Genomic DNA, 22,919 nt, shown 5'->3' with positions numbered 1-22,919 from the left:
GCTATTTCCTTCTTTTCGGTCTGAAATAGTCCGTGTTTTGATAAAATGCAAGGTCTTGTGGTTCATACCAATTTGGGATCCCCAGCAGTGGAATTGGCGACATTTTGGTATTGTCCTCAAGTAAACCGTCACTAATAAGTTCAACCAGTTTGGTATCGAGCCAAATATATTGCTGAGCAAGTGAAAGCTGCCAAAAAGCAGCATCAACATTGATACACACCAGCTTTCCCGTCAACCCAATAAAGGGATCCGTTAGCATTTCATAATTTGCATGACCAAATACAAAAGGCTTTAAACTTTGCGGCCACTGGGACTTGTTGTCATAAAATACACGCTGCCAATCGTGGGCTTTAAACGCATCTCGCCACATGTCATCATCTATTGCTAATACCAAACCACATTCATCAAATAACGTAAGGGCATTGCGTTTTTTACTTCTCTGCTTTAAGCCAAACTGTTCTATTTCTTCGATATGTAACGCATTTAACAGTGCTTTTGTTTTTGGGAATAAACACCAAATAAGCGCGCCAAATAAATCATGCCAATTTTGACTGCGTGTTGGTACTTGGTGAGTTTCATAGATAATTTCTTCGTAGTATTTTTCACCAAAGTCCAGCGTTTCGTCGGCCACAAACCGAGTATTATATTGTTGTGAGCTAATGGTGTTTGCGTGTGATGATAGCCACTGAGGTGTTGGCCAGTCTGATTGGCTTTTTAAATCAAACAGCTGATTCAAATGGGAAAAGGGTTCGGCCTTTAAACATGTAACCTGCCACGCCTCAGGCGCTGTAAACTTTTTCATAGGATTGAAATACTTAACATGCAATTAGCTGGCTATTTTACTTAAGCGTTCGATACTTGGCAAAAGTCAATTGTAAATGACCGTAACTGCACACAACGCAAGTAATACCAATTTTCTAAATTAAGTAGTCTATTTTGAGGCGAGAAAATCTTGTCGATAACTCCGCTACCGCGTCCTGCTATCGCTTTGGTACCTACATCCATATAGGCAAGGCAAAAATTTTGCTATTTAGTTGTTCTAAGTGAGAAATTTTTAACGCTGTTAGCGTCAGATTAACTCCTTCAAATTGAGCAAGTATTAAGTCAAATTGGTATAACATCGCGATGGTGATACCTGATTGAAAACGACCCTACAAGCTACTAGTAAGTCGCTTCTATAAAGTGATGAACGTCTCCTTATTCTCGAACTTTACCGTATTTTGTGTTACAAGTTACGGGTTCCTAACAAGTAAAAGAAAGGCAATTATGAAACTTAGACTGGCGCTCAGCGCACTCTCTGTTGCTGTACTTGCGGGCTGTGTTAGCACAAGCAATAGCCCTCAAGACATCGACACTGCGTATAACAGTATTAATGATGCTCAACTAAGAGCTCACATCAAAACACTCGCATCTGACGAATTTGGCGGCCGCGCACCGTCAACTAAAGGGGAAGAGCTAACACTTGCCTATTTAACCAAACATTTTAAAGCACTTGGCTATGAGCCTGGTAATGGCAATAGCTTCCTACAAGAGGTTCCCCTTGTCTCGCTGGAAGCAGACCCTAATATGACGTTAGAAATTGGTGGCAAAAGCTACGAATATAAAAAAGATATGGTGATGGGCTCTGCTCGGATCAGCGAGCTTGAATCAATTACAGATTCAGAGCTTGTATTTGTTGGCTACGGTGTTAACGCGCCTGAGTACGATTGGAATGATTATGAAGGGCTAGATGTTAAGGGTAAAACAGTTGTCATGCTAGTCAACGACCCTGGGTTTGCTAACCCTGATTCAGGCAAGTTTACTGGTGAAGCAATGACTTATTACGGCCGCTGGACGTATAAATACGAGGAAGCTTCTCGTCAAGGTGCTGCTGGCGCTATTATTGTTCATGAAACCGCACCAGCTTCTTACCCATGGAGCGTAGTGGAAAACTCTTGGAGTGGACCGCAATTTGGTTTCCAAAAAGAAAATAATAATATGGATCGTGTGGCTGTTGAAGGCTGGGTAACCGTTGACGTCGCAAAAGAATTATTTGAAAAAGCAGGGCTTGATTTCGAGACCGCTAAGGCAAAAGCGGCGCAAGGCGCATATCATGTCGATATGGGCAACCTCAGTGCCTCTGTCACAGTCAAGAACACGATTAAAAAATCTACTTCATATAACTTTATTGCTACCCTTCCTGGCAGTAAAAAATCTGATGAGCACATCATCTACTCTGCACACTGGGATCACTTAGGTATCGACCCAAACCGTAAAGGCGACCAAATCTATAACGGTGCTCATGATAACGCAAGTGGTACGGGTGGCATGATTGAAGTCGCTGAAGCCTTCACTAAGCTACCAACACGCCCTGACCGCTCAATTACATTTTTAGCGGTGACGGCCGAAGAGCAAGGCCTGCTAGGCTCTAAGTTTTATGCTGCAAACCCAGTGATCCCTGCAAAGCAAACTGTTGCTAACATCAATATGGATAGCCTAAACCTTTTAGGTAAAGTAAAAGACATCAGCGTTGTGGGTATTGGAAAGTCAGAGCTTGACGAAATGCTAGAAACAGCTGCAAAGGCGCAAGACCGTGCAGTCTCAGGCGATCCTCGCCCAGCGGCTGGTGGTTACTACCGTTCGGATCATTTCGCGTTTGCGAACATGGGCGTACCTGCAATGTATGCAGGTGGCGGAACTGAAGCTCGAGATGCCGCTACTGAAAAGTATCGCAAGCGCATGGGGCTGGTATTGCGTGGTTGTTATCATCAGCCATGTGATCGCTACCGTGACGAATGGGATCTAAGCGGTGCGGTGCAAGACCTGCAACTTTTCTTTAAAGTTGGCTATGATGTGTCTCAACAAAATGAATGGCCAAAATGGAAAGCAACCGCCGAGTTCCAAAGAAAATAATACAAATGATATTGATTTTCATTTAATTTAAATCTAAAGTGCAACTTAGATAATACACGGGTTGCACTTTATGCTTTCATCTCTTCTTCGATACTCTCAACCAGCACACATAGCTAAGGTGAGTTTATTGTTTAACAAACGTCTGGTTTTACCGATTTTCATCATCGTACTTTTGGCATTTGAAACAGCCAGACCTATTGTTCTTGGCGCACTAAGTGATGCTTTTTTTCAAGTCAGCGTCTTCGTTGCGGCCACTTTACTTATCTATTACTTTTTAGTTGATAAGATCCCACAACTCAACCTGAATTATCTCAGTGCTAAATCCCCTATTCTTGAAATTATCATGGCGTCAATATTAGGCGCTTTACCCGGCTGTGGTGGTGCAATCATCGTTGTTACTCAATTTACCAAAAAGCAAGCTAGTTTTGCCTCTGTTGTGGCAGTGCTTACAGCAACGATGGGAGATGCCGCGTTTTTGCTATTGGCTAAGGAGCCGCTTACAGCCGTCATAATCATTACAATGGGCGTCGGTGTGGGCATTGCAAGCGGAGTTGCTGTGCACTTAATTCATAAACCCGACTTTTGTGTACCACAGCGTGTTAACAAAGTCGAAGAAGAAGCCCTTCATGTCAGTCGTGCTTTCAGTATCAGCCGTAAGGTTTGGAAATTATGTTTACTTCCAAGTCTGGTAATTGCACTGGCTATCGCGTTTAACTTTGACATGGCACCATTTGAAAACATAATAATATGGCTAGGCGCTATACTGTGCCTTTTCGCCGTCAGTGTTTGGGCACTAAGTTCAAAAGGTGTCAGTTATAAAGATATCACCTGTGAAGAGGGTGAATGCGACCCGCCTTCTAAGCTTACTCGGGTTTTACAGGACACGCATTTTGTCACCGCTTGGGTGGTTGCAAGCTTCTTACTCTACGAATTATCTACCGCATATTTAGGGCTTGATCTGGCTATGTGGTTTAAAGACTACGCTATCTATGCACCACTTGTAGCTATATTTGTCGGGCTGTTGCCTGGTTGTGGACCACAGATTGTTGTGACGACTCTGTATCTTCAAGGTGTGGTGCCCTTTAGTGCACTTGCAGCAAATGCTGTAGCTAACGATGGTGACGCGTTATTTCCTGCAATTGCACTGGCGCCAAGAGCAGCACTATTTGCTACTTTCTATTCAGCAGTGCCCGCATTTATTGTGGGCTACGGCTTATTTTATTTCTCACTGGGATGATAATGCCGAATGCCATTATCATCCACCATCACGTAACAGCTATCACGATTTTGGAACGCTTTATAAAAGGTGTCATCATACAACAGCTTTTCACTTTTTGTATCACCGCCCGCCCCTTGATAGCTGACTAACATGTGGCACTGGTGACATATTAAGGGATTAACCAAGCGTTTGTCTGCGGCTTTAATTACTGCGATGACCTCATATACTTTGCCTTGCTCTTTACTTTTGAACCAAGTCATATACTAATTTTGCTCCTATTAAATCACTTAATGCTGTTCCTACAGACTTAAACAAAGTAATTTCATGCTCATCACTTCGCCTGAGATTATTTTTAGCCATTTCGCTAAGCTCTGCAACTATCTTTTCGGCGCTGAATTTGCCTTCACTGATCGGCAATAATAGTTCGCCGGCTTCGTTTAATACATTAGCGCGACTGTCAACAAATACTCGACTTCTCACCACGGTTGTTGTATCGCACTCTCGACAATGCTTATGGTGATTACCAATACAATCTATATGCGTTCCCCCGCTTAGCCACTCGCCATCAAATAGTGGCGAATGACTACCAGTCGCGCAACTGATCACATCTGCTGATGCAATAACAGATGCAGTTGCCCGCTTGTAACGCACAAACTCAATATCTTGATATTGTGATGATAGCAACTCTACTAACTGACCACTTTTGTGTTCATTACGTGCAATTATGGAAACTTTAGAATAATTTCTGACGCTTAAATGAGCGTTTATCATATAACTCGCTAAATTTCCTGACCCGAAAAAGACCAAATGCTTAGCATCCTTCGGTGCCAGATAATCTGCTGCTAATGCTGACACTGCAGATGTTCTCCATAACGTTACCTCGGTGCCGTCCACCAATGCCAGCGGTTCACCAAACTCGCGCCCGAATAGCATGATTTTAGAGTAAAGTGTCGCTTTATCATGCTGGGGATTGCTCGGAAAATACGTAAATGCTTTGACCCCTATCACGTCTGCATTCCACGCTGGCAAAACAGCAAACGCATCATGATTATTACGGCTATCATCCAATTCAAAAACTTGTCGTGCAGGGGTTCCCGCGGCTTGTGCAAAACCGTGCTTAAGCGCCTGTATTAGCGTTGAGTAGTTAAGGTTATTTATTACTTCTTGGCGAGAGATAATCTGCATCTTGACTCCTTAGTTCGCGAGCTGAAAGTTTTGCGGAGCATGGGTTAAACATTTAAACCCACTTTCTGTCACTAAGACATCCTCTTCAAGCCTTATGCCGCCATAATTTGGAATATAAATACCCGGCTCAATGGTGATGATATTGCCAACTTCTAATTGATGGTCAACGCCAGGTTTGATAAATGGCTGTTCATGCAAAAATAATCCAACACCATGTCCCAAACCTTCACCTGCGTATTGTGCGAATGGACTATTACTGAGCACTTGATGCGAAGCTGTATTCAACTCGCTACAATTGACCCCAGATTTTATCAGCTCAAGCGCTGCGTGCTGAGCAGCTTGCACTGTTTCAAACATTGATTGTTGCTGTTGGTTTGATTCACCAAGTACATAACTTCTTGTCATATCAGAACGATAACCGTTTATTACAGCACCAAAATCGATGAGCACTAAGTCTCCGAGGTTGAGTTTAGTATTACTTGGGTTTCCATGAGGGAGAGATGAGCGCGCGCCGAATAGTAAAATAGTATCGAAAGCGACGCCCTCAGAGCCTAATTTTTGCATCTGATATTCAAGCTCAATCGCAACTTCTCGCTCCGTAGCTCCCGCTTTGAGAAAACGCAATGTATACGCAAGTGCAGAGTCTGCAATCTCTGCTGCCCGTTGAATACAGTGGATTTCATATTCATCTTTCACTTGTCTAAGCGATTCCACCCATAGCGGCGCGGCTATCAGCATCTGACTTTTTGAGCTGGTATTTAATGACAAAAAATCTGCGTGGCTAATGTGATGCGCCTCAAATGAAACCTGACGTACCTTACCCAGCAACCTGAAAATACAGTTGGGCAAAGATTCTTCGTCACGATTTCTTAGCACAACCTCAACGCCGACGGCTTCATTGCCTGCACGCTCAAAATACCGGTAATCGGTGATCAGTTGATGTTGTCCATTAGCTCGCACGAGTAATGTTGCTGCGTGGCCTGTAAAGCCGGTCAAATACACAATATTTTCGTAGCCATAAACAATAAGAGCATCACTTTGATGTTGTTGTAACTTCTTAATTAAACGTTGTTGTCTGGCTGAATAGTTAACCTGCATAGAAGTCAGCACCCTTTTTATTGACCTGTTTTAATAAAAGTCATGTTCACTAAAATAAAGCGAGTGAACTGTACCCGTAAGTCCACTCTGTATCAAATTTTGGTCGAGAAAATAAGCCAAACAAACCTGTTTGGCTTTGGCATCTTTAAGAAAACTAAAATGTAAACCTTGCAACTAATGAAGCGTAACGCTCTGTTTGACGCAGTGTCGCTAGGCCATAGTCGGGGTTAACCACCAATCCATTGTCTCCATCTAATGAGCGTTGCTCGTTGATGTCCAATGCCTTATCACTGTTAAGTAAGTTATAAATTGTTCCCTTCAGCAATAAATCATGCCCAAGTACATCAGTAGAGTAACTCAATGATACATCCACTATTGTCGCCCACGGTAATTCGCCAACGCTACCGCGAGGTATGGCCTTACCATTTTCATCATAATGAGAAACATGGCCATAATCTTTACTTACACAATCATCCCATGGGCTGCCATTTCGGCAGCTATCCACACCAACTGGGTGTTTTGAAAAATAGTTCATCGGACGTCCTGAGGTGGTACGGGCAACCAATCCCAATGTAAACTCATCAGTAATGTCGTACGATCCAGATAGCTTTATTGAATGGCGGTGATCATTAGGCAAATTACCATAGCCGTTATCCATCAAATCAGCATAGTCATACGATGTTGTCCAACCGGGATCGGCTTGGTTATTGTCTGTCTTTACCAACCCCTCGGTGTTGCCGTAACTATGAGACCAAGTATAAGAGGCGTTTATTCTCAGCTTATCGGAAATATTTCCTTCCAAAGTGAATTCAAGTGCAAGATATTTACGAACGGCCTGCTGAAGTGCTAGTTCTTCAGCCGTTAGCGTAATATCATCAGCCTGCCCGTCGCCATCAAAGTCATAACTCATGGTGATAGCTTCACCAGGGTTGTTTAACACATAGTACGACCCCTGCCCTACATTGTCCTGTATACCTAGCTCTGCCAACTTCTTCGCAAGAACAGGGCCGACATCAGTATCTTCAACACTACGACCAAGATCACGATAAATTGCCCTCACACCAAAAGCCATATCATCAAAAATTGAGGTTTGATAACCCAAAGTAAATTCATCGGAATACATAGGCTTTAGAGAAGATGACGCAATTAGCCCCGGCTCTGTGATACCCCGTTGTCGCCATCGCCTGTCACGTAGCATTTCTCCACGACTTGGTGAACCATCTTGCAACAAAACGGGGTAACCATTACCATCAATTTGGTCTAGGTCAAAATACTCAAACCACTCTACTGATGCCGAGCCTTGAGTGATATTCATATTCGCGGAAACAGGCTGAAAGTACCGTCCATAGGTTACAAACACCTTAGACTCACCGTCACCATTTAGGTCATAAATTGCTTGCAGCCTTGGTGCAAGTTGATTGTCCATATCAACAAATGCGCGGCCATCTGTAACCGTATTCTCAAATTGGCTGTACCTAAGTCCTAAATTGAAAACCAGTTGCTCTGTTACTTGCCATGAATCGTTGACATAAAACGCCAATGATTTCACCTCGGAGTCAACTGTGCGTGTCCTGACCCGACGCTCAATATAGTCTTGCCCAAGTGCAGCGCCTGATATGCTATTTTCCCCTGCGGTCTTTACCGTCCACCACCCTTGTGCGTCTGCGAGTCCATTTTGTCCTTCAAAATACTCTACTTGTACTTTTGTGTAGTCAACCCCAAACAAAATTGCGTGATAATCTAAATCGATATTAAAGTCTAGCCGCGCTTGATCGCGTATAAATTCTTGTTCAGACACGCCACTGGCGGTGTGGCTCGATAGCGTTACTGTACTTCCCCGTTCGTCCCAGACCCCAGGAGCCGTTGATGCGACTATATTTTCGACATTTTCAGTCACTCGGCCTACCACTGCTGAAACCGAGAAGAAGTCACTCAGATAACCGTTATAGTTAACACTATATACTTTACCACCATCCTCCCCCGGGGCTGCCACACCTTGCTTATCACCTATGGTATTACGCTGCCAATCATAAGTGTAAGTTTGCCTTGTCCATTCTCGCTTGTTGTTCATTGCTGAAATACCAACAGAATGGTTTTCATTAATGAACCAATCTAACTTTGTGAACCAACGGTCTTCATCTCGGCTCCTATCATTGTAGGTCGTTTGTCCTGCCCAGCGACTGCCTTCTCTGCGGGGCGCAAATAAGCCGTAAAAAAACAGGCTATCTTCAATAATCGCACCGCTTGTCCAAACTTGAAGTGCTTTAAATGAATCATAATTCTGTTGTGTATTGAGATGGATTGTGCCGTTATCTAGGTAAGTAGAATCGTGATAACTATGTGATGACGAGGGGTCTATTCGTAATTCAGCGCCAAGTGTAAACTCATTATCCCCTGATTTAGATACTGCGTTCACTATTCCGCCTAATGCTCCGCCAAATTCAGGGCTGATCCCACCTGTTTTTATCTGAGTTTGCGCGATTGCTTCCCAAGGCAAGCGAATAGATCCTAAGCCTGAGCGAATGCTTGTTACATTAAGACCATTAAAATAATAACTATTTTCTGCTGACGATGAACCGCCAAAGCTTGATGCGCCTTTAAACGCATCACCACCGGGCTGCGCAGTGCCTGGGGCCAGTAAAGCGATACTCTCAAAGCCTGTGTTAACTGGCATAACTTTTAGCTCAGAGTCAGTAAACGTGACCCCCGCAGTCGATGACCCCATATCAACCCTGCGAATAGCTGTACCTGTCACTGCTATTCTTTCTATATTTTGTCCTTCTTTTAACAGTTGCGCGTCTAAAATAATTGCCTGTCCGATACTAAGCTCGACATTCTTCTCCAAAAGCGTTTCAAATCCAGCTTTATTAATAGACACAGTATAGGTGCCAACAGGGAGGTTACGGATAGTATATTCACCATTAGTATTTGTCTTAACGCTAAACTTTAATCCTTTGGTGTTGTGCGTAAAAGTCAATTGAGCTTGTGCCAACTCAATACCTTGACCACTTTTGATACTGCCTTTTACTGTGCTATTACCATCAGCAGCGACAGCTGTTGATGCCCCCATTACCATTGATAGTGCGGATGCCAGGAGCGTTTTACTTAGAATGTGCGTTGTGTTTTTGTTATTACGCATTGTGTTGTCCTTATGTTCCTATTGATGAGTGTGTTTTTAGGTAACAAGCAAACAATACACAATAGATATATTGTATACAATATTAATTATTCAATTATTGCTGATTTTATAGTTATTTGTTTTTAATGGTACTGAGGAGGACTATCCTTAGTCATGGTATTAAGAAGGAGAGGAAGACGTGTCTGATTGAATAGTGGCAGAACGAGTAAGGGGTACACGAATAGTAATTTCAACACCCTCGAACTTCGCGGTTTTACAACGGATCTCCCCTTTTAATAATTGCGTTACTAGGTTATACACAATGTGCATTCCCAAACCACAGCCACCTTGATTTCGTTTGGTTGTTACAAATGGCTCAAATAACGTTTTTTCCATTGTTTCGTCCATACCGACGCCATTATCACTATAAATAATACTCCAATGTGAACCGTTTTCCTCTACTGTTACTCGTACACACCCTGAGGCGCTATCTTCAAACCCGTGGATGACTGAGTTATTAAATAAATTTGCCATTATCTGGTAAATCGCACCGGGAAAAGTAGTAATATTTATCGACCTATTTCCATCTATTTCCAATTGCACTTCTTTATTTTTGGCAAGTGGCTTTAATGAGTCAAAAACATCGTTGATATACTCAAGCAGGTTAATATCACGTTCTACTTCACTGGACTGATCCACTGCCACTTGTTTAAAGTTGCTGATCAAACTCTCAGCTCGTCTTAAATTTCGTGTGACCAATAAGTAGCCTTCTTTTTGCGATGCAATGGAAGCGACTAAATCAGCTTGCTTTAGAGTTTTATTTTCTAGTTTATCAACTAGGTCAGACAAACAATCTTCATTATGAGACAGCGCTGTGATTGCTATACCCAAAGGGGTGTTAATCTCATGAGCGACACCTGCCACAACCACACCCAAAGAAGCCATTTTCTCACTTTCAATCAGCTCTTCTTGAGTTTGCTTTAGTTCAATCATAGCTTGTTCAAGCTTTTGATTCTTCTTGTAAAGCTCATCTGTTCTCATCGCCACCTTAATCTCTAATTGCTCATTTAGCGATTGCAGGGCCTGTTGATGTGCTTTGAGATCAGCTATATCCTTCAAAGCACCTGCAATGCGAAGTGCCTTATCATTTTCATCTCTTGCCACCACTTTCCCGCGGTCAAGCACCCAAACCCACTCACCATCTTGCCCTTTCACTCGAATAGCTAACTCGTATACATCTTCATTACCATCTACACAGGCTAGTAAGCGCTCTTCCAACAATACGCAATCCTTAGGATGCACAAACTGGTCTAGCTCGCTTAGAATAAGTTTGTCTTGCAATTCACCAAAGTTAATTTTTGGGTTGACACTATAGCGATATATGCAGCCAGACTCGACATGCCAATCCCATAGTTCATCGCCACTTGCCCACAGTGATAATTCCAAACGCTCTTGCAGGGCAGACATGGCTTGGTTATCTCTAAGCACCTTTCGATAGCGTTGCTGCCGCGCTCTAACAAACCCGACAATAATAAAAATAATAACTAGGCCGTATAATGTTTTTGAATATGTGTTCCACCAAAGCGGTGCATCAACATAAATACTGAACTCATGCACCGGGGACTGCATATTGAAACGATTGACGGTGTAAGTTTCAACTCGGTATACCCCAGGCTCTAACTGAAGTAAATTAATTTGCCGTGCACCATTTGCAAGTTTTAACCATTTGTCACTCAGCCCCTTTATCCGATAATAGAAGCTTAATTTTTCAGAACCAAAATCGAGACTCGAATACTGTAAAGAAATAATATTTTGGTCATGACGCAAGTGCAGTTCACTGGCCAATTCCGGTGCGACTGGCAATATCCCATTTGGGCTAGGCTTTATTGGCTCCCCAAGCAACTCTATTGTTGAAACCAAAATAGGTCTCGCACTATTTGAAATAGATACATTTTGAGGGAAAAACTGGTTGAAGCCTTTGGCTCCCCCCATAAAAATTCTACCGTCAGGGGCTTTCCATGCCGCGTTATAATTAAACTCATGAGCTTGTACACCATCAATAGGTAAAAAGTTATCTATTGCAAAGTCCATCACATTCACACGGGATAACCCGCCGCTTGTACCCAGCCACATATATTCGTAGTCATCATGCACAAGCCCCCAAACAGCCTGATTACCTAACCCATCTTGTTCGCCAATGGTTTTTACCACTTGCATATCTTTATCAACAAGGCTTACTCCTGCTTCACTTGCAATCCAAAGCCGTTGCCAAGGGTCTTCATCAATCATAAAAACTAAATTTGATTTCAGGCCATCTTGAGTCGTGATGTTATGTAACTGACCTTTGCTATATTTAAATAACCCCTCACCAATAGAGCCAAACCACAGGTCTTGACCTACGACTTTAAACGAAGAAACATGTGAGGGTGTATCTGGACGATTCTCAAAAAATGGTAATAAACGATTGGACTCGTTATCAAAACGCATAAGGCCAAGCGTTCTTGAGCTGACTAATATTTGTGATTGGTACTTTGTTATATCATTAAAGCTTAGTTCAGGGCCGTTTTCCGAGTCTGGCTGCAAATGCAGATATTCTCCTTGCAATAAGCCATATTTTATCACCCCGTCTCCTCTGGTCGTTAGCCACAAGGTATCGTCATAGATTTTTACTTGAGTAATAAAACTACCCTTTATCGCTGAAAGGCTAGGAAATAGCCGATAGGCCTCAATAAAACTAGACTGTTGATAAATATATAACCCTGATGAAGTGCCAATCCAAAGTCGTTCACTACTGTCCAGTGCAAAGTTGCGCACATCAGGGTGGCCAAGCGGTGCATGGGGGAAGTTTTGTTCTCCAACGTGACCAAATGACTCGCTCAATTGGCTGAAAAAATGTAACCCTTGAGATTCAGTACCAATCCATAAATCGCCATTGCGATCTCTTTGTACACTTAATATATTATTATCTTGTAAGCCATCATTTTGTTCGGCGCGACGATACCAATGACGTTTGATATTCCCCTGTAGATCCAGTACAAAAACACCATTATTTGACGCGACTAAAATCTCATTCGTACGCACTTTAACTTGGAAAATGCTAAAGTTTACTTTGTCGCTAATGACTTTTTTCCAAAGCACTTTATTGAACTTAGTGTCAAAAGCAATTATTTGTTCTTCATCATCAACCGCGAATATACGTCCATGAGACAGCGATAACGTCTTAAACTCACCGTCTAAAATAACCTTTGCACCGACTTTATCTTTTGGCTGGCTAACTAGGCCGTCGGCATTAAGATAAACAAATGCGTTCCTTGTTTCTTGTACATCGCGGACAAACTTGCCAGTTAAATATAACTTCTCAGGTTCAAGAGTTTGGTAGTTAACACGATAGGCATCCCCCTCTTCCGTTGACACCGTCACCGATTCGCCATAACAAGCAACTTTTTTTACTCTATCTGAGTTAATCGCATCATTGTAGGCAGCCAAAATAGATCGAAATAATCCAGCCTCCGCGTCATACACGCTAAGCCCTGTACTCGTTCCAATCCAGATGTATTTGCCGCTATGACAAAGAGAGGTGATAAAGCCTCCAGAGAGGTGATTTTTAGAGTTTTGTTTTACTTCAAATTGGATAAAATCATGGCCATCAAACCGGTTCAACCCAGATTGTGTTCCAACCCAAATGTAGCCAAGTTGATCTTGTGTGATTGCTGTAATTGTCACTTGGCTCAAACCAGAGCTGTAATCATAACGACGCATCACTTGTGCTGTATCGCTAAATTCTGGAAAGCTAGCGATGCTAGGTAAGCTCAACAACATACTCAATAGCAATACACCAATTCGGCCTATTCTATTCGTCAATGCAGTTGCTGTGAATTGATACCTAAGTCGGATCATATTTTGTTGATGTTTGCTTTCATTACACTAACTATAGCAAAAGCAAAAAAAGCGCATCATTTTTTATTTACATCGCGTAAATGAGTTAGTTTGTAAACAGAAATAGCTGAAGTAGCGGCACAAAAAACTTACAACGTAATACCAATTTGACTTAATACTTGCTCAATTTGAAGGAGTAAATCTGAAGCTAATAGCGTTAAAAATTTCTTATTTAGAACAACTGAATAGCAAAATTTTTGCCTTGCCTAAATGGATGTAGCTACCTTAGCGATAGCAGGACGCGGTAGCGGAGTTATCGACAAGTTTTTCTCGCCTCAAAATAGACAACTTAATTAAGAAAATTGGTATAACTCGCGCCCGATTGATTTCTTTAAATTCGGTAAGTAGTAAAAGTTTAACTGAAAAACTTAGGACTCAAGTTTTGAGCCCTAAAGGTAAAATAGTTAGAGTTCAAAATGGCTATGGATACCAGTGCCATGAAGCAGTTCGTATTTTTCAAGTAAGCCGTTATCCAGTGTGACTAAACTAATTGCCGAGTCTGAGACCAAATAACCATGGTCTTTGATAGATGAAGGATGTTTGCTAACAGACAGTTGCCAACGTTTAGTAAATAAATTTAGCGGACTATATTTGGCATACAAAATAGTATCTAGTTTGTCTAACACCTTGATCAATGGCTTTGGAAATTCATTTTTGATACCGGAAGCAGTAAGTTGCCAAATTCGGTTATCATGACGGCCAAAGCGCGCTTGAACCGAGAAACAAAATGAATAGTGTACATCACCAGATAAGATAATTGTTTCTTTCGGGGTATCAGGACGCTTGAAGATTTCAATTAGCTTTCTTGCAGCGCCTTCGTGTGCCATCCAGTTTTCAACATCCACCATTAAAGGCTCACCACAGGCATTAAAGACAGCTTGAATCGTCTCAATCGCTTTAACGCCAAATACAGGGGCTGGACTGACCATCAATACTGCACGATGGTCGATAAGCGTATCTTGCAGCTCCATCAACATTTCCCAGTCTAGAAGGCCACTTGGTTCATTAAAGTTTTGTTCGTTGCGCCAACGATGTGTACGGGTGTCTAATACCACTACCTTTGGAAAGGTATCTAGGCAATAATGCCAACGGGTAAAACGGCGTACTTGCCTATCGAACGCATCAAATTGCCACTTTTTCTCATGTAAGCTGTTTTTAAAACCGTCAAGCAGCGCACGACTTTGCTCAAAAGCATCGTTTCCGATCCCTTGAAATAACCAATAGCTGATCACACCATTATTCACTATCCTGCGGCTCACTTTATGATTTGCAATGGCCTGCTCCCACTTTGCTGTTAAGTTCCAGTCATCCGTCACATCATGATCGTCGAACATCATCAGAATGGGGACATTTGCACAAAGACGTTCGGCGCTTGATAAGGTATTAACAAAGTCCTTTATGGCAATAAGCTCAGAGTCAAATACTCGTTTATTGCGCTCGTTATTTCCCTCATAGACTAGCGCATCAAAGTCGACAAGCTGCCACGCAGTATGAGAAAAGTTTAATAAATAACAAGCTACAAACTCTTCGAAGAAGATAAGGTGATTAAACGCTTTCACGCTTGAGAAGTGTGCTTCATCCTTTCGAAACCAATACCCTGCAGAAAACTTTGAACGTGATTGCCAAGGCGTTTTTGGTAAGTATTGATGACGCTGATATAACTGAGCTTGCGCATCATCTGGTAGCTCAATCTCCAGTCTTGTTTCCGTGAAGAGGTCTAGACGTTGGATCAGCTGCCGGATAGCGAGGAGTGTGGCTCCTCCAACGTCATCTGCATATATCTGATCACCTGAAAAAATACATAAGTCAGCCCCTATCTCTCCTAGTTCACGTTGCTGTGCTTGCCACAGATCGGCTGTATGCAAGCTGTCTTTCGAATGGTGGTGTGGGTTGCGACAAGAGCCGTGTAAAATGTGAGTTAACTTATCAGGAACCGCAAATTGCAACGTTTCGCCATAACGCAAATACTCTGGACTAAAAGTATTTTCATTGATTAACAACACATAGCTTATGAGTGTATTTGTTGGCAAACTATTTTTTGGGCGTACCAGAAGTGTGTACAAGAAGCACGCACCGCCCAGCTGTATTTCTTCAACGTCACAATCGCTTTCAAAGCCCGTGAGTTTTACGTCAGCACTAACCGCTTCGCTGGTGGCAAATTGAATACAAACTGTACTTTTATCGACGCGCCTAAGTAAAGGCGCCATCAATACCAGTGGCAGCTGATTACGTTGTGCTGCCATGTTGGCGGTTTACCAAGTTGAACAACGAATAGAAATTATTGCTAGTCTGCTGAGCCAGTTCTTTATAGCTAACCCCTTTTAGATCCGCGATAAAATACGCCACATCTTGCACATATGCAGGCTGGTTAGTTTTGCCTCTGTGTGGAACAGGAGCCAAATAAGGAGAGTCTGTCTCAATCAGCAGCCTATCCATAGGAATTTGCTTTACCACATCTTGTAATGCTCTGGCATTTTTAAATGTCACAATACCAGAAATCGAGATATAAAAGCCCAAATCCAAAGCTTGCTTGGCCATTGGCCAGTCTTCAGTAAAGCAATGTAATACGCCACCACAATTTTGCGCATTGTGCGCTTTCATAATATCGATTGTATCGCTTTTGGCGTCACGAGTATGAATAATAAGTGGTTTTTGTAACTGATTTGCCACCTCAATATGCCCAGCAAAGCTCTCTTGCTGCACTTGATGAGTCTCTTTGGAATAATAATAATCTAAGCCAGTTTCTCCAATAGCAACGACTTTTTCGTTATTAGCCAAGTTACGGAGCTTATCAATATCTAGTTTATCTTTTTGGTCTAGGGGGTGTACACCACAAGAAGCTGAGACATCGTCAAATCTAGAAATTTTCTCGAGCATAGCGGGGAATTGCTCTAGAGTAACGCTAACACATAGGAAGTGTTCGACCTGTTTTTGTCTCGCATTATGTAATACTTCTTCAAGGCTTAAGCCTAATTTATCAAAATCTAATCTATCTAAATGACAGTGAGAGTCTACAATCATACTGGCTCTACATTGTGTAAGTGGGTTTATCTGAGTTCAAGGCTGCACCCAGTAGTTTATTTATTTTATCGTTTAAAGCTGGCGCATCAACAAACGCCACGCCAACTCCTGGGGGGTTAGAGTTTTGCGCTCCTTGTGGAGTTAACCATGCCACAATGACCTCCACCTCATCAGCTTCTAACGCATCAGGAAGCGTGACTCGTAGTGTTAACTCCTGTCCCATCTCAAAATGGGCATTTGACTTAATGAATATGCCCCCTGACTTCAAGAACGGCATATAACAGCGATAGAGCTCATCCAAGTCTTCAAAATCCGCAAGTAACTCTTGCATGTACCACCTCTTTATAACTGTTTTTGTAAGGCAAAAAGCAAATTTGAAATGCTAAGGCTTTGATTTAACCCTAACACATTTTTTTGTTCATACATAAAACGATGTATAAGGTTTAATAACGCTTGATACTGTGTAAAGCTGAGGCCTGCTTCTGATAGCATCGCAGACTTAACACGACTTAGCAAAAAGCGTGCAAATACATCACTCAACGAAGTGTGTTTTAATAGTATCTTTTCAACTTGCAATGCACTCTCGCCATCGAGCTTATTCGCTGCGTTAAATAACTGTGTTACCTCATCGATAAGCCCTTCCTTTTGCCACCCTGAAATCACAAAGGGCTGAAGTGAAAACTCTTGGATCCAAGGAAGGTTAGACCCGAGATCGTGCTCTGCTAACCATTTTGCAGCTTCTGTCAAACTCGGTGAGTGAATTGTCACTTTGTTGCAGCGGCTTAACACCGTCGCTGGCAATTTGCTATCATCATCACTGGTTATGAGTAAATATCTGTTAAAATTAGGCTCTTCCAGTGTTTTTAATAACGCATTTGCCGCAGAATGTGTCATCAGATGTGCTTGCTCGATTAGCGCAACTTTACTCCCCCCTTGCTGAGCTGAGTGGTTTAAAAAGTTGGTGATATCTCTGATCTCATCTACACCTATCGATTTACCATCAGGCGCGACAATAAGTTTGTCAGGGTGACTACCGGCAAGATTGAGGCTGCATGCTTTACAGCTCCCACAGGCAGTCAGTGTCTCAGCCCTATTGCAAAGCAAGGCATAAGCCAAATGTCTAGCGAGTACGCCTTTGCCTACGCCTTTTTTACCCGACAACAAGTGTGCATGATGCAAACGGCCAGCTTGCTGCGCTTGGGCTAGTTGATTAAGGGGAGTATGATGCCAACTTGCAAGCATATTACACTCTCGAGCTTAACTTAATATGTTGATCAATAAGCTTATCTACAAGTTCAATACTCTGCGCAAGCACGGTTGATTTACTCTGACTTGCATCAATTACAGTAAAGCGCGTTGGGTCATTTTTTGCCTGTAGCAAGTAACCTTCCCGGGCACGCTGCAAAAATTGTTGCTGCTCATCTTCTAGCCTATCTAACCCTTCCCCTCTTGACTTCACTCGCTTTAGTCCCTCTTGGGGGTCAAGATCTAATATGAGGTTCATGTCTGCTTTAAAATCTCCCAACGCGAGCCGATTAATCGTCGTTATGGTGTTGAGATCCAGACCTCGTGCGTAGTGTTGGAAACTAAACGTCGCGGCGTCAAATCGATCTGAAATAACCACTTTACCTTGTTCAAGGGCTGGAATGATTTTTTCCCGCACATGCTGTGCTCGTGCTGCAGCAAACAACATCAATTCTGCCATTTCAGTCATTTCGGGTGTCGAAGGATCGAGAATGATTTCACGAATTTTTTCAGATATTTTTGTTCCACCTGGCTCTCGAGTCATCACAACTTCAATACCACGTTGTTTTAGGTGCGTTTCTATGCCTGAGATAACAGTTGTTTTACCTGCACCATTGCTGCCATCACAGGCCAGCATAAACCCTTTATTCATAACAAGGTTGTACTCATCATTCTTATTTGCTGTGTATTTTATCGTGTTTCTGGAAATTATTCATCGCTGTTTTCATTATAATTAACACAATAACATGACTATTCAACCTGAGCTTCGGATAAGTACCTATCATCATTTTGCTAGGCAAAGCAGTGATTGAAGAATTCACTAAGACTTATAGACATAGATAAAAACCATCCCCTACTTTGCCGATTTCACCTGTATTGATTCCAAGCGCAGAAATATAGACTACACTGACAAAGAACCAATACCTGCGCGATAGAGACATACTTATATCAATTTGACTTAATACTTGCTCAATTTGACGGAGTAAATCTGACGCTAACAGCGTTAAAAATTTCTTATTTAGAACAACTAAATAGCGAATTTTTTGCCTCGTTATCGACAAGATTTTCTCGCCTCAAAATAGACCACTTAATTAAGAAAATTGGTATTATTAAACTCACTACGGAATAGTTATTTTATGCAAGGTCGATTAATTTGTACTATTTTTCTGCTCTTGAGTCTTCACAGTGGTGCTATCCAAGCGAAAGCCAATGTCAGCATTGACATTGCAGTTGGCCTAGAAAATTTTGATTTTCAGCCACTTTTTGAAGAGTTTAGTGCGCAGACAGGCATCAAAATAAACATTTTAGCTTTCAATAATAACCAACTAAAAAGTGAGCTATTACAATACGCAGATGCGATGCAACTCCCCGATGCTCTAATTATTCCCAGTGACTATATGGGCTTGTCTGAATTACGGTTTTCAACTATACCGTCAAGTTGGCTTGCAGATAAACTCACACTGCGCGTCAAAAACACGAGTAAAGTGGGCGGAGTAATAAAAGGCATCCCCCTCATGTATGGTAATCATCTAGTACTCTACTATAATCGCTCGCTTGTACCCGAGCCAATAACAGATCTCCAACACTACATCCAGCAAGGCCACTTTAAAGCGCCCGAGTTAGGGTGGAATTTTTATGAAATGTATTGGTTTATTACCTTTGTGAACGCTCTACAGGAAGAGGTTATTTTATCTGATCTGCCTCATCTCGACACGAGAGCGATGCGTTTGGCCTTATCAAATTACCAGTTACTGCTAAACAGTGGCATTATTGACGCAGATTGTGCGTACCAGTGTTTAATGAATCGTTTTAAAAGTGCGCAATTACGCTACTTTGTGAATGGCATTTGGGCGTATCAACAACTCAAAGATACTCTAAAAGATAACTTAGCAATCGCTTCCTTACCAAGATGGGGAGGACATCAGCTCATCTCGTTTGCATCATCCCACGTTTTGGCTTTTCCTGCGAACGCAGTCGAATCGGAAAAAAAGCCGCATTTGAAATTACTAGTTGAATTTATGCAAAGCCAACGTGTTCAAGATCGTCTTTGGGATGAGTTAAAAGCGCTACCAACAAATTCTGACAGCCTAGACAAGTTAACAAAGCGAAAAGATATTGCGTTAATACAGTTAATCGCCTCACTTAATCATACTTACCCACAACCTAATGAACCCATTATGGCCTATATTTGGGAAGCCATACTCAAAGGCCTAACACGCTATTTAGGTGGGGTGTATAGCGTTGAAGATACCACTGAGTATATGCAGTTTATCGTCACAAAGTCGCAGAAAAATGAAACAAAAGCACAGCATCGTTAAAGAAATAAAAAGAAAAATTACGACATTATTCTCAATTTTTTTATTGATTCTAGTCGCGATGGTTAGCTTTGCTCTGTTAGAACAACAAGCAGCACTCATACAGGAAGACCTTAAAAGAAAAGGAAACAGTCTGATCAACGATTTTAAAGCACAAATCAATGAATTGATCTATCAGCTCGCACCGATAAGTGAAGACTACATACTGTCAAGTTTGCCCAACAACTTATTATACACTCAGCATGCGATCAAGGTACTCACACAGGTTGTTGATAATAACGCGATGATTAAATCCGCTTTTATTAATGATGGCTCTATTTTTACAGTAGAAGGATACCCGTTTTACACCTTAAAATGGAACAGCAAAGTTTTCTCTGCATACACTAATCAAGTGCTATCAGAGCAAATGCGAACACTCAAAATTAAAAAACGTGTCGTATCGATGGCCGATATTAACGGCTCCCAAACAAAAGAAGCAAAGTTATTCTTAGAAATACCGCTCAGACAAAAGCAGTCATCTTTGATGCGCCCGTATAACCACACTGGCGTACTCTTTCTTGAACTTGATTTACAGCCATTCTTCGAAGCGAGCGAAAATAGCGGTATTATCTCGTTAAAAAGTGGCGATTTAACGTTAGAAGGGAGCGCAGAGCTGCGACATGACCAAACTGATTATCAAGATATTATATATTCTGCTGATGAGGACAGTATAAAACTAGAGCTGTTACTACATCGTCAATCCACCCCTTTTTCAAATGACATCATCAGAGCAATACTACTCATCATATCTTTTGGTTTGATTTTAGTTGCGCTACTAGTCTGGTATTTAAGAAAGTTGTCAAAACGGCTCATTAATCCAATGTTGGTGTTGGAGCGCCACTGTGATCGGTTGAAGCAAGGCAACTATGTAACGACTACTCACGACTTTGAGTTTAAGGAATTGCAAACATTACAAGTTACGCTTAACCAATTAGCCAAGCAAATTAAGTTGCAAATTAGCTCTTTAGAACATGAAAAAATAAAAGCGCAAAGCTCTGAACGCGCCAAAGCCTTCTTTCTAGCCAATATGAGCCATGAATTAAGGACACCACTTAACGGTATTTATGGCGTATTTCAGCTAATGAAATATCATAACGATGCGATCAACTCAAACGAATTGGTCACTCAAGGAATGACATCAACAAAAACATTACTCAGTTTATTAAACGACTTACTCGACTTCTCAAAAATTGAAGCGGGTGAATTAAAAGTGGAGACTGTTGCAGTTAATTTGATCCGTATCGCAACGGAAGTTAAACATGAATTTATTCACACGGCTGACAATCTCAAGGTACCCTTGATAGTTGATTGTGAAAAACTAACCTCCCCTTACAGGTTGGCAGATCCTTTGAGGCTAAAACAAATCCTCCGTAATTTGGTCTCAAATGCGGTCAAATTCACCAGTTCTGGAGAGATCCGTATAGTCATGAAAGATGCTGGAAAATTAGTATCTATACAAGTTATTGATACCGGCGCAGGCATTAATGAAGCGACCGTCGACAGCTTATTTAAGCGCTTTCAACAAGCGGATCCCTCTACAACGAGAAAATATGGTGGAACAGGGCTAGGACTTGCCATCGTAAAACAACTTACTGAGCTGATGGGTGGCACCATTTGTGTACAAAGTGAAGAAGGTGTTGGTAGTGAATTTAAGCTTGAGCTAAACCTAAGTATTTGCGCTACACCTTTGCTGCACGCACACCAAGATATACATGCCGTCCCCCAACTCAAAGATAAAAACTTATTGTTGGCCGAAGATAACCCGTTAAATCAGAAAATATTTAGCGCAATGATAAAGCCAACTCAAGCCCAGCTAGTTATCGCCAAAGATGGTGAGGAAGCGATAGAACTATATAAAAAAAGAAAGCCCGATATTTTCTTTATCGACATTCAGATGCCAAAAAAAGACGGCTTGGAGGTATGCGCAGAAGTTAGGCTTGATAACAAGCAGATTCCATTAATTGCGGTGACTGCAAATGTAATGTCAGGAGAGCTTGAAAGTTATCAAAAGCTTGGCTTTGATGCCTGCGTTGCAAAGCCTATCGATATGAAAAAGCTCTATGAAGTAATTAATACACTCATCCAGTAAAGGGCACTTTTGCCCTCCTTCAAACAAAAACATGTATTAAGATCATAATAATTTCAATATATTCACATTAGGTAAACATTGAATGTGTCACGCTCCGGTAATCAACTTGTGGTGTGGCTAAAAAACAGTAGTGATATTATCGACAGGGTTTTATCGCCTCAAAATAAATCATAAAATTAAGAAACTTGGCATTCAAATTTAAAGCTTATCACGCAGCCAACGCCCAGATTCACCCCTTAGCATTCAAAATTACTAATTGACCAGATATTCAACTTCATAGGAGTCAGAAGGAATGACAACCATTGTTTATAACGCCATTACAGCAGAGATAGCCTGTGATAGCAGAACCACTACAGACAAGATTATTGTTACAGATAATGCCCAAAAATGGTTTGACCACAATGGCTGGAGGGTATTTTGCACAGGCCAAACGTGCGATATACATAACCTAGAGCACAACTTTACCAACAGCCAGTTTGACAAAATAGAGAGTTTAGAATTTATAAAATATCATCCACACAAAGGGGTGTGGTATGGCTATGTGAAACATGGCACCTGCAAATCAGAGCCACTAACACAATCCTATGCTATTGGCTCTGGTCAGCAAGCAGCGATGTTTGGCCTTCTCAGCGGTTTTGATACCGTTGAAATTATTGAGCAGGTCAAACAGATTGATTTTCGAACCGGTGGAGCGGTTCACAATTTTAAAACCACCCTCCCACTTACAACAGGTTGAGCCAATATTGAAAAAACTGGCCCAAC

The 22,919-nt window shown here is 41.8% G+C and carries 16 protein-coding genes; 5 read left to right on the top strand and 11 right to left on the bottom strand.

The window, feature by feature from the left end:
* Position 1: 1 nt before the first annotated feature.
* Positions 2-802 (bottom strand): DUF3025 domain-containing protein, encoded by an 801-nt coding sequence (locus J8Z24_RS07900; RefSeq protein ID WP_128729686.1) that lies wholly within the window; start codon positions 800-802, stop codon positions 2-4.
* A gap of 464 nt (positions 803-1,266) precedes the next feature.
* Between J8Z24_RS07900 and J8Z24_RS07895 the strand changes: the two genes are divergently transcribed.
* Both J8Z24_RS07895 and J8Z24_RS07890 read left to right on the top strand, forming a co-directional pair.
* On the top strand, positions 1,267-2,892 hold the full coding sequence (locus tag J8Z24_RS07895; protein ID WP_128730222.1) for a M28 family metallopeptidase: 1,626 nt from the start codon (positions 1,267-1,269) through the stop codon (positions 2,890-2,892).
* A 70-nt stretch (positions 2,893-2,962) separates the two neighbouring features.
* On the top strand, positions 2,963-4,129 hold the full coding sequence (locus tag J8Z24_RS07890) for a putative manganese transporter (protein WP_252095575.1): 1,167 nt from the start codon (positions 2,963-2,965) through the stop codon (positions 4,127-4,129).
* Here J8Z24_RS07890 and J8Z24_RS07885 read toward each other — a convergent pair.
* From J8Z24_RS07885 to tmk, 10 genes are all read right to left on the bottom strand, one after another.
* Complete coding sequence (locus tag J8Z24_RS07885; protein WP_252095574.1) at positions 4,111-4,371, bottom strand: hypothetical protein; 261 nt, start codon at positions 4,369-4,371, stop codon at positions 4,111-4,113. The genes J8Z24_RS07890 and J8Z24_RS07885 overlap by 19 nt on opposite strands.
* A complete protein-coding gene (gene lhpI / locus J8Z24_RS07880) occupies positions 4,352-5,296 on the bottom strand; it encodes a bifunctional Delta(1)-pyrroline-2-carboxylate/Delta(1)-piperideine-2-carboxylate reductase (protein WP_176031697.1) in 945 nt (314 codons plus the stop codon). The genes J8Z24_RS07885 and lhpI overlap by 20 nt, the downstream gene beginning before the upstream one ends.
* 9 nt (positions 5,297-5,305) lie before the next feature.
* Positions 5,306-6,394 carry a M24 family metallopeptidase gene (locus J8Z24_RS07875; RefSeq protein WP_252095573.1) on the bottom strand — a complete coding sequence of 363 codons (1,089 nt, stop codon included), beginning with the start codon at positions 6,392-6,394 and terminating at the stop codon, positions 5,306-5,308.
* A 154-nt stretch (positions 6,395-6,548) separates the two neighbouring features.
* On the bottom strand, positions 6,549-9,533 hold the full coding sequence (locus J8Z24_RS07870) for a TonB-dependent receptor (RefSeq protein ID WP_252095572.1): 2,985 nt from the start codon (positions 9,531-9,533) through the stop codon (positions 6,549-6,551).
* A gap of 159 nt (positions 9,534-9,692) precedes the next feature.
* Complete coding sequence (locus J8Z24_RS07865; protein ID WP_176031797.1) at positions 9,693-13,331, bottom strand: sensor histidine kinase; 3,639 nt, start codon at positions 13,329-13,331, stop codon at positions 9,693-9,695.
* Between the two features lie 521 nt (positions 13,332-13,852).
* A complete protein-coding gene (locus J8Z24_RS07860) occupies positions 13,853-15,691 on the bottom strand; it encodes an alkaline phosphatase D family protein (protein WP_252095571.1) in 1,839 nt (612 codons plus the stop codon).
* On the bottom strand, positions 15,675-16,469 hold the full coding sequence (locus J8Z24_RS07855) for a TatD family hydrolase (protein ID WP_147391392.1): 795 nt from the start codon (positions 16,467-16,469) through the stop codon (positions 15,675-15,677). The genes J8Z24_RS07860 and J8Z24_RS07855 overlap by 17 nt, the downstream gene beginning before the upstream one ends.
* 7 nt (positions 16,470-16,476) lie before the next feature.
* Positions 16,477-16,800: a PilZ domain-containing protein gene (locus tag J8Z24_RS07850; protein ID WP_125251442.1), complete on the bottom strand. Its 324-nt coding sequence runs from the start codon at positions 16,798-16,800 to the stop codon at positions 16,477-16,479.
* Between the two features lie 11 nt (positions 16,801-16,811).
* Positions 16,812-17,711: a DNA polymerase III subunit delta' gene (gene holB, locus J8Z24_RS07845; RefSeq protein ID WP_252095570.1), complete on the bottom strand. Its 900-nt coding sequence runs from the start codon at positions 17,709-17,711 to the stop codon at positions 16,812-16,814.
* Position 17,712: 1 nt separating this feature from the next.
* Positions 17,713-18,366: a dTMP kinase gene (tmk, locus tag J8Z24_RS07840; protein ID WP_128730238.1), complete on the bottom strand. Its 654-nt coding sequence runs from the start codon at positions 18,364-18,366 to the stop codon at positions 17,713-17,715.
* A gap of 484 nt (positions 18,367-18,850) precedes the next feature.
* Between tmk and J8Z24_RS07835 the strand changes: the two genes are divergently transcribed.
* The 3 genes from J8Z24_RS07835 (at position 18,851) to J8Z24_RS07825 (ending at position 22,893) form a co-directional block, all read left to right on the top strand.
* On the top strand, positions 18,851-20,032 hold the full coding sequence (locus J8Z24_RS07835) for a sugar ABC transporter substrate-binding protein (RefSeq protein WP_176031691.1): 1,182 nt from the start codon (positions 18,851-18,853) through the stop codon (positions 20,030-20,032).
* Positions 20,007-22,157: an ATP-binding protein gene (locus tag J8Z24_RS07830; RefSeq protein WP_252095569.1), complete on the top strand. Its 2,151-nt coding sequence runs from the start codon at positions 20,007-20,009 to the stop codon at positions 22,155-22,157. Before J8Z24_RS07835 ends, J8Z24_RS07830 begins: the two co-directional genes overlap by 26 nt.
* A gap of 292 nt (positions 22,158-22,449) precedes the next feature.
* On the top strand, positions 22,450-22,893 hold the full coding sequence (locus tag J8Z24_RS07825) for a hypothetical protein (RefSeq protein WP_128730243.1): 444 nt from the start codon (positions 22,450-22,452) through the stop codon (positions 22,891-22,893).
* The last annotated feature ends 26 nt before the right edge of the window (positions 22,894-22,919 follow it).

It is taken from the genome of Pseudoalteromonas sp. SCSIO 43201, assembly GCF_023716725.1.
GTDB lineage: Bacteria > Pseudomonadota > Gammaproteobacteria > Enterobacterales > Alteromonadaceae > Pseudoalteromonas > Pseudoalteromonas peptidolytica.
Note: the sequence above shows the minus strand (reverse complement) of the source record. Positions and strands in the feature narration are given on the sequence as shown.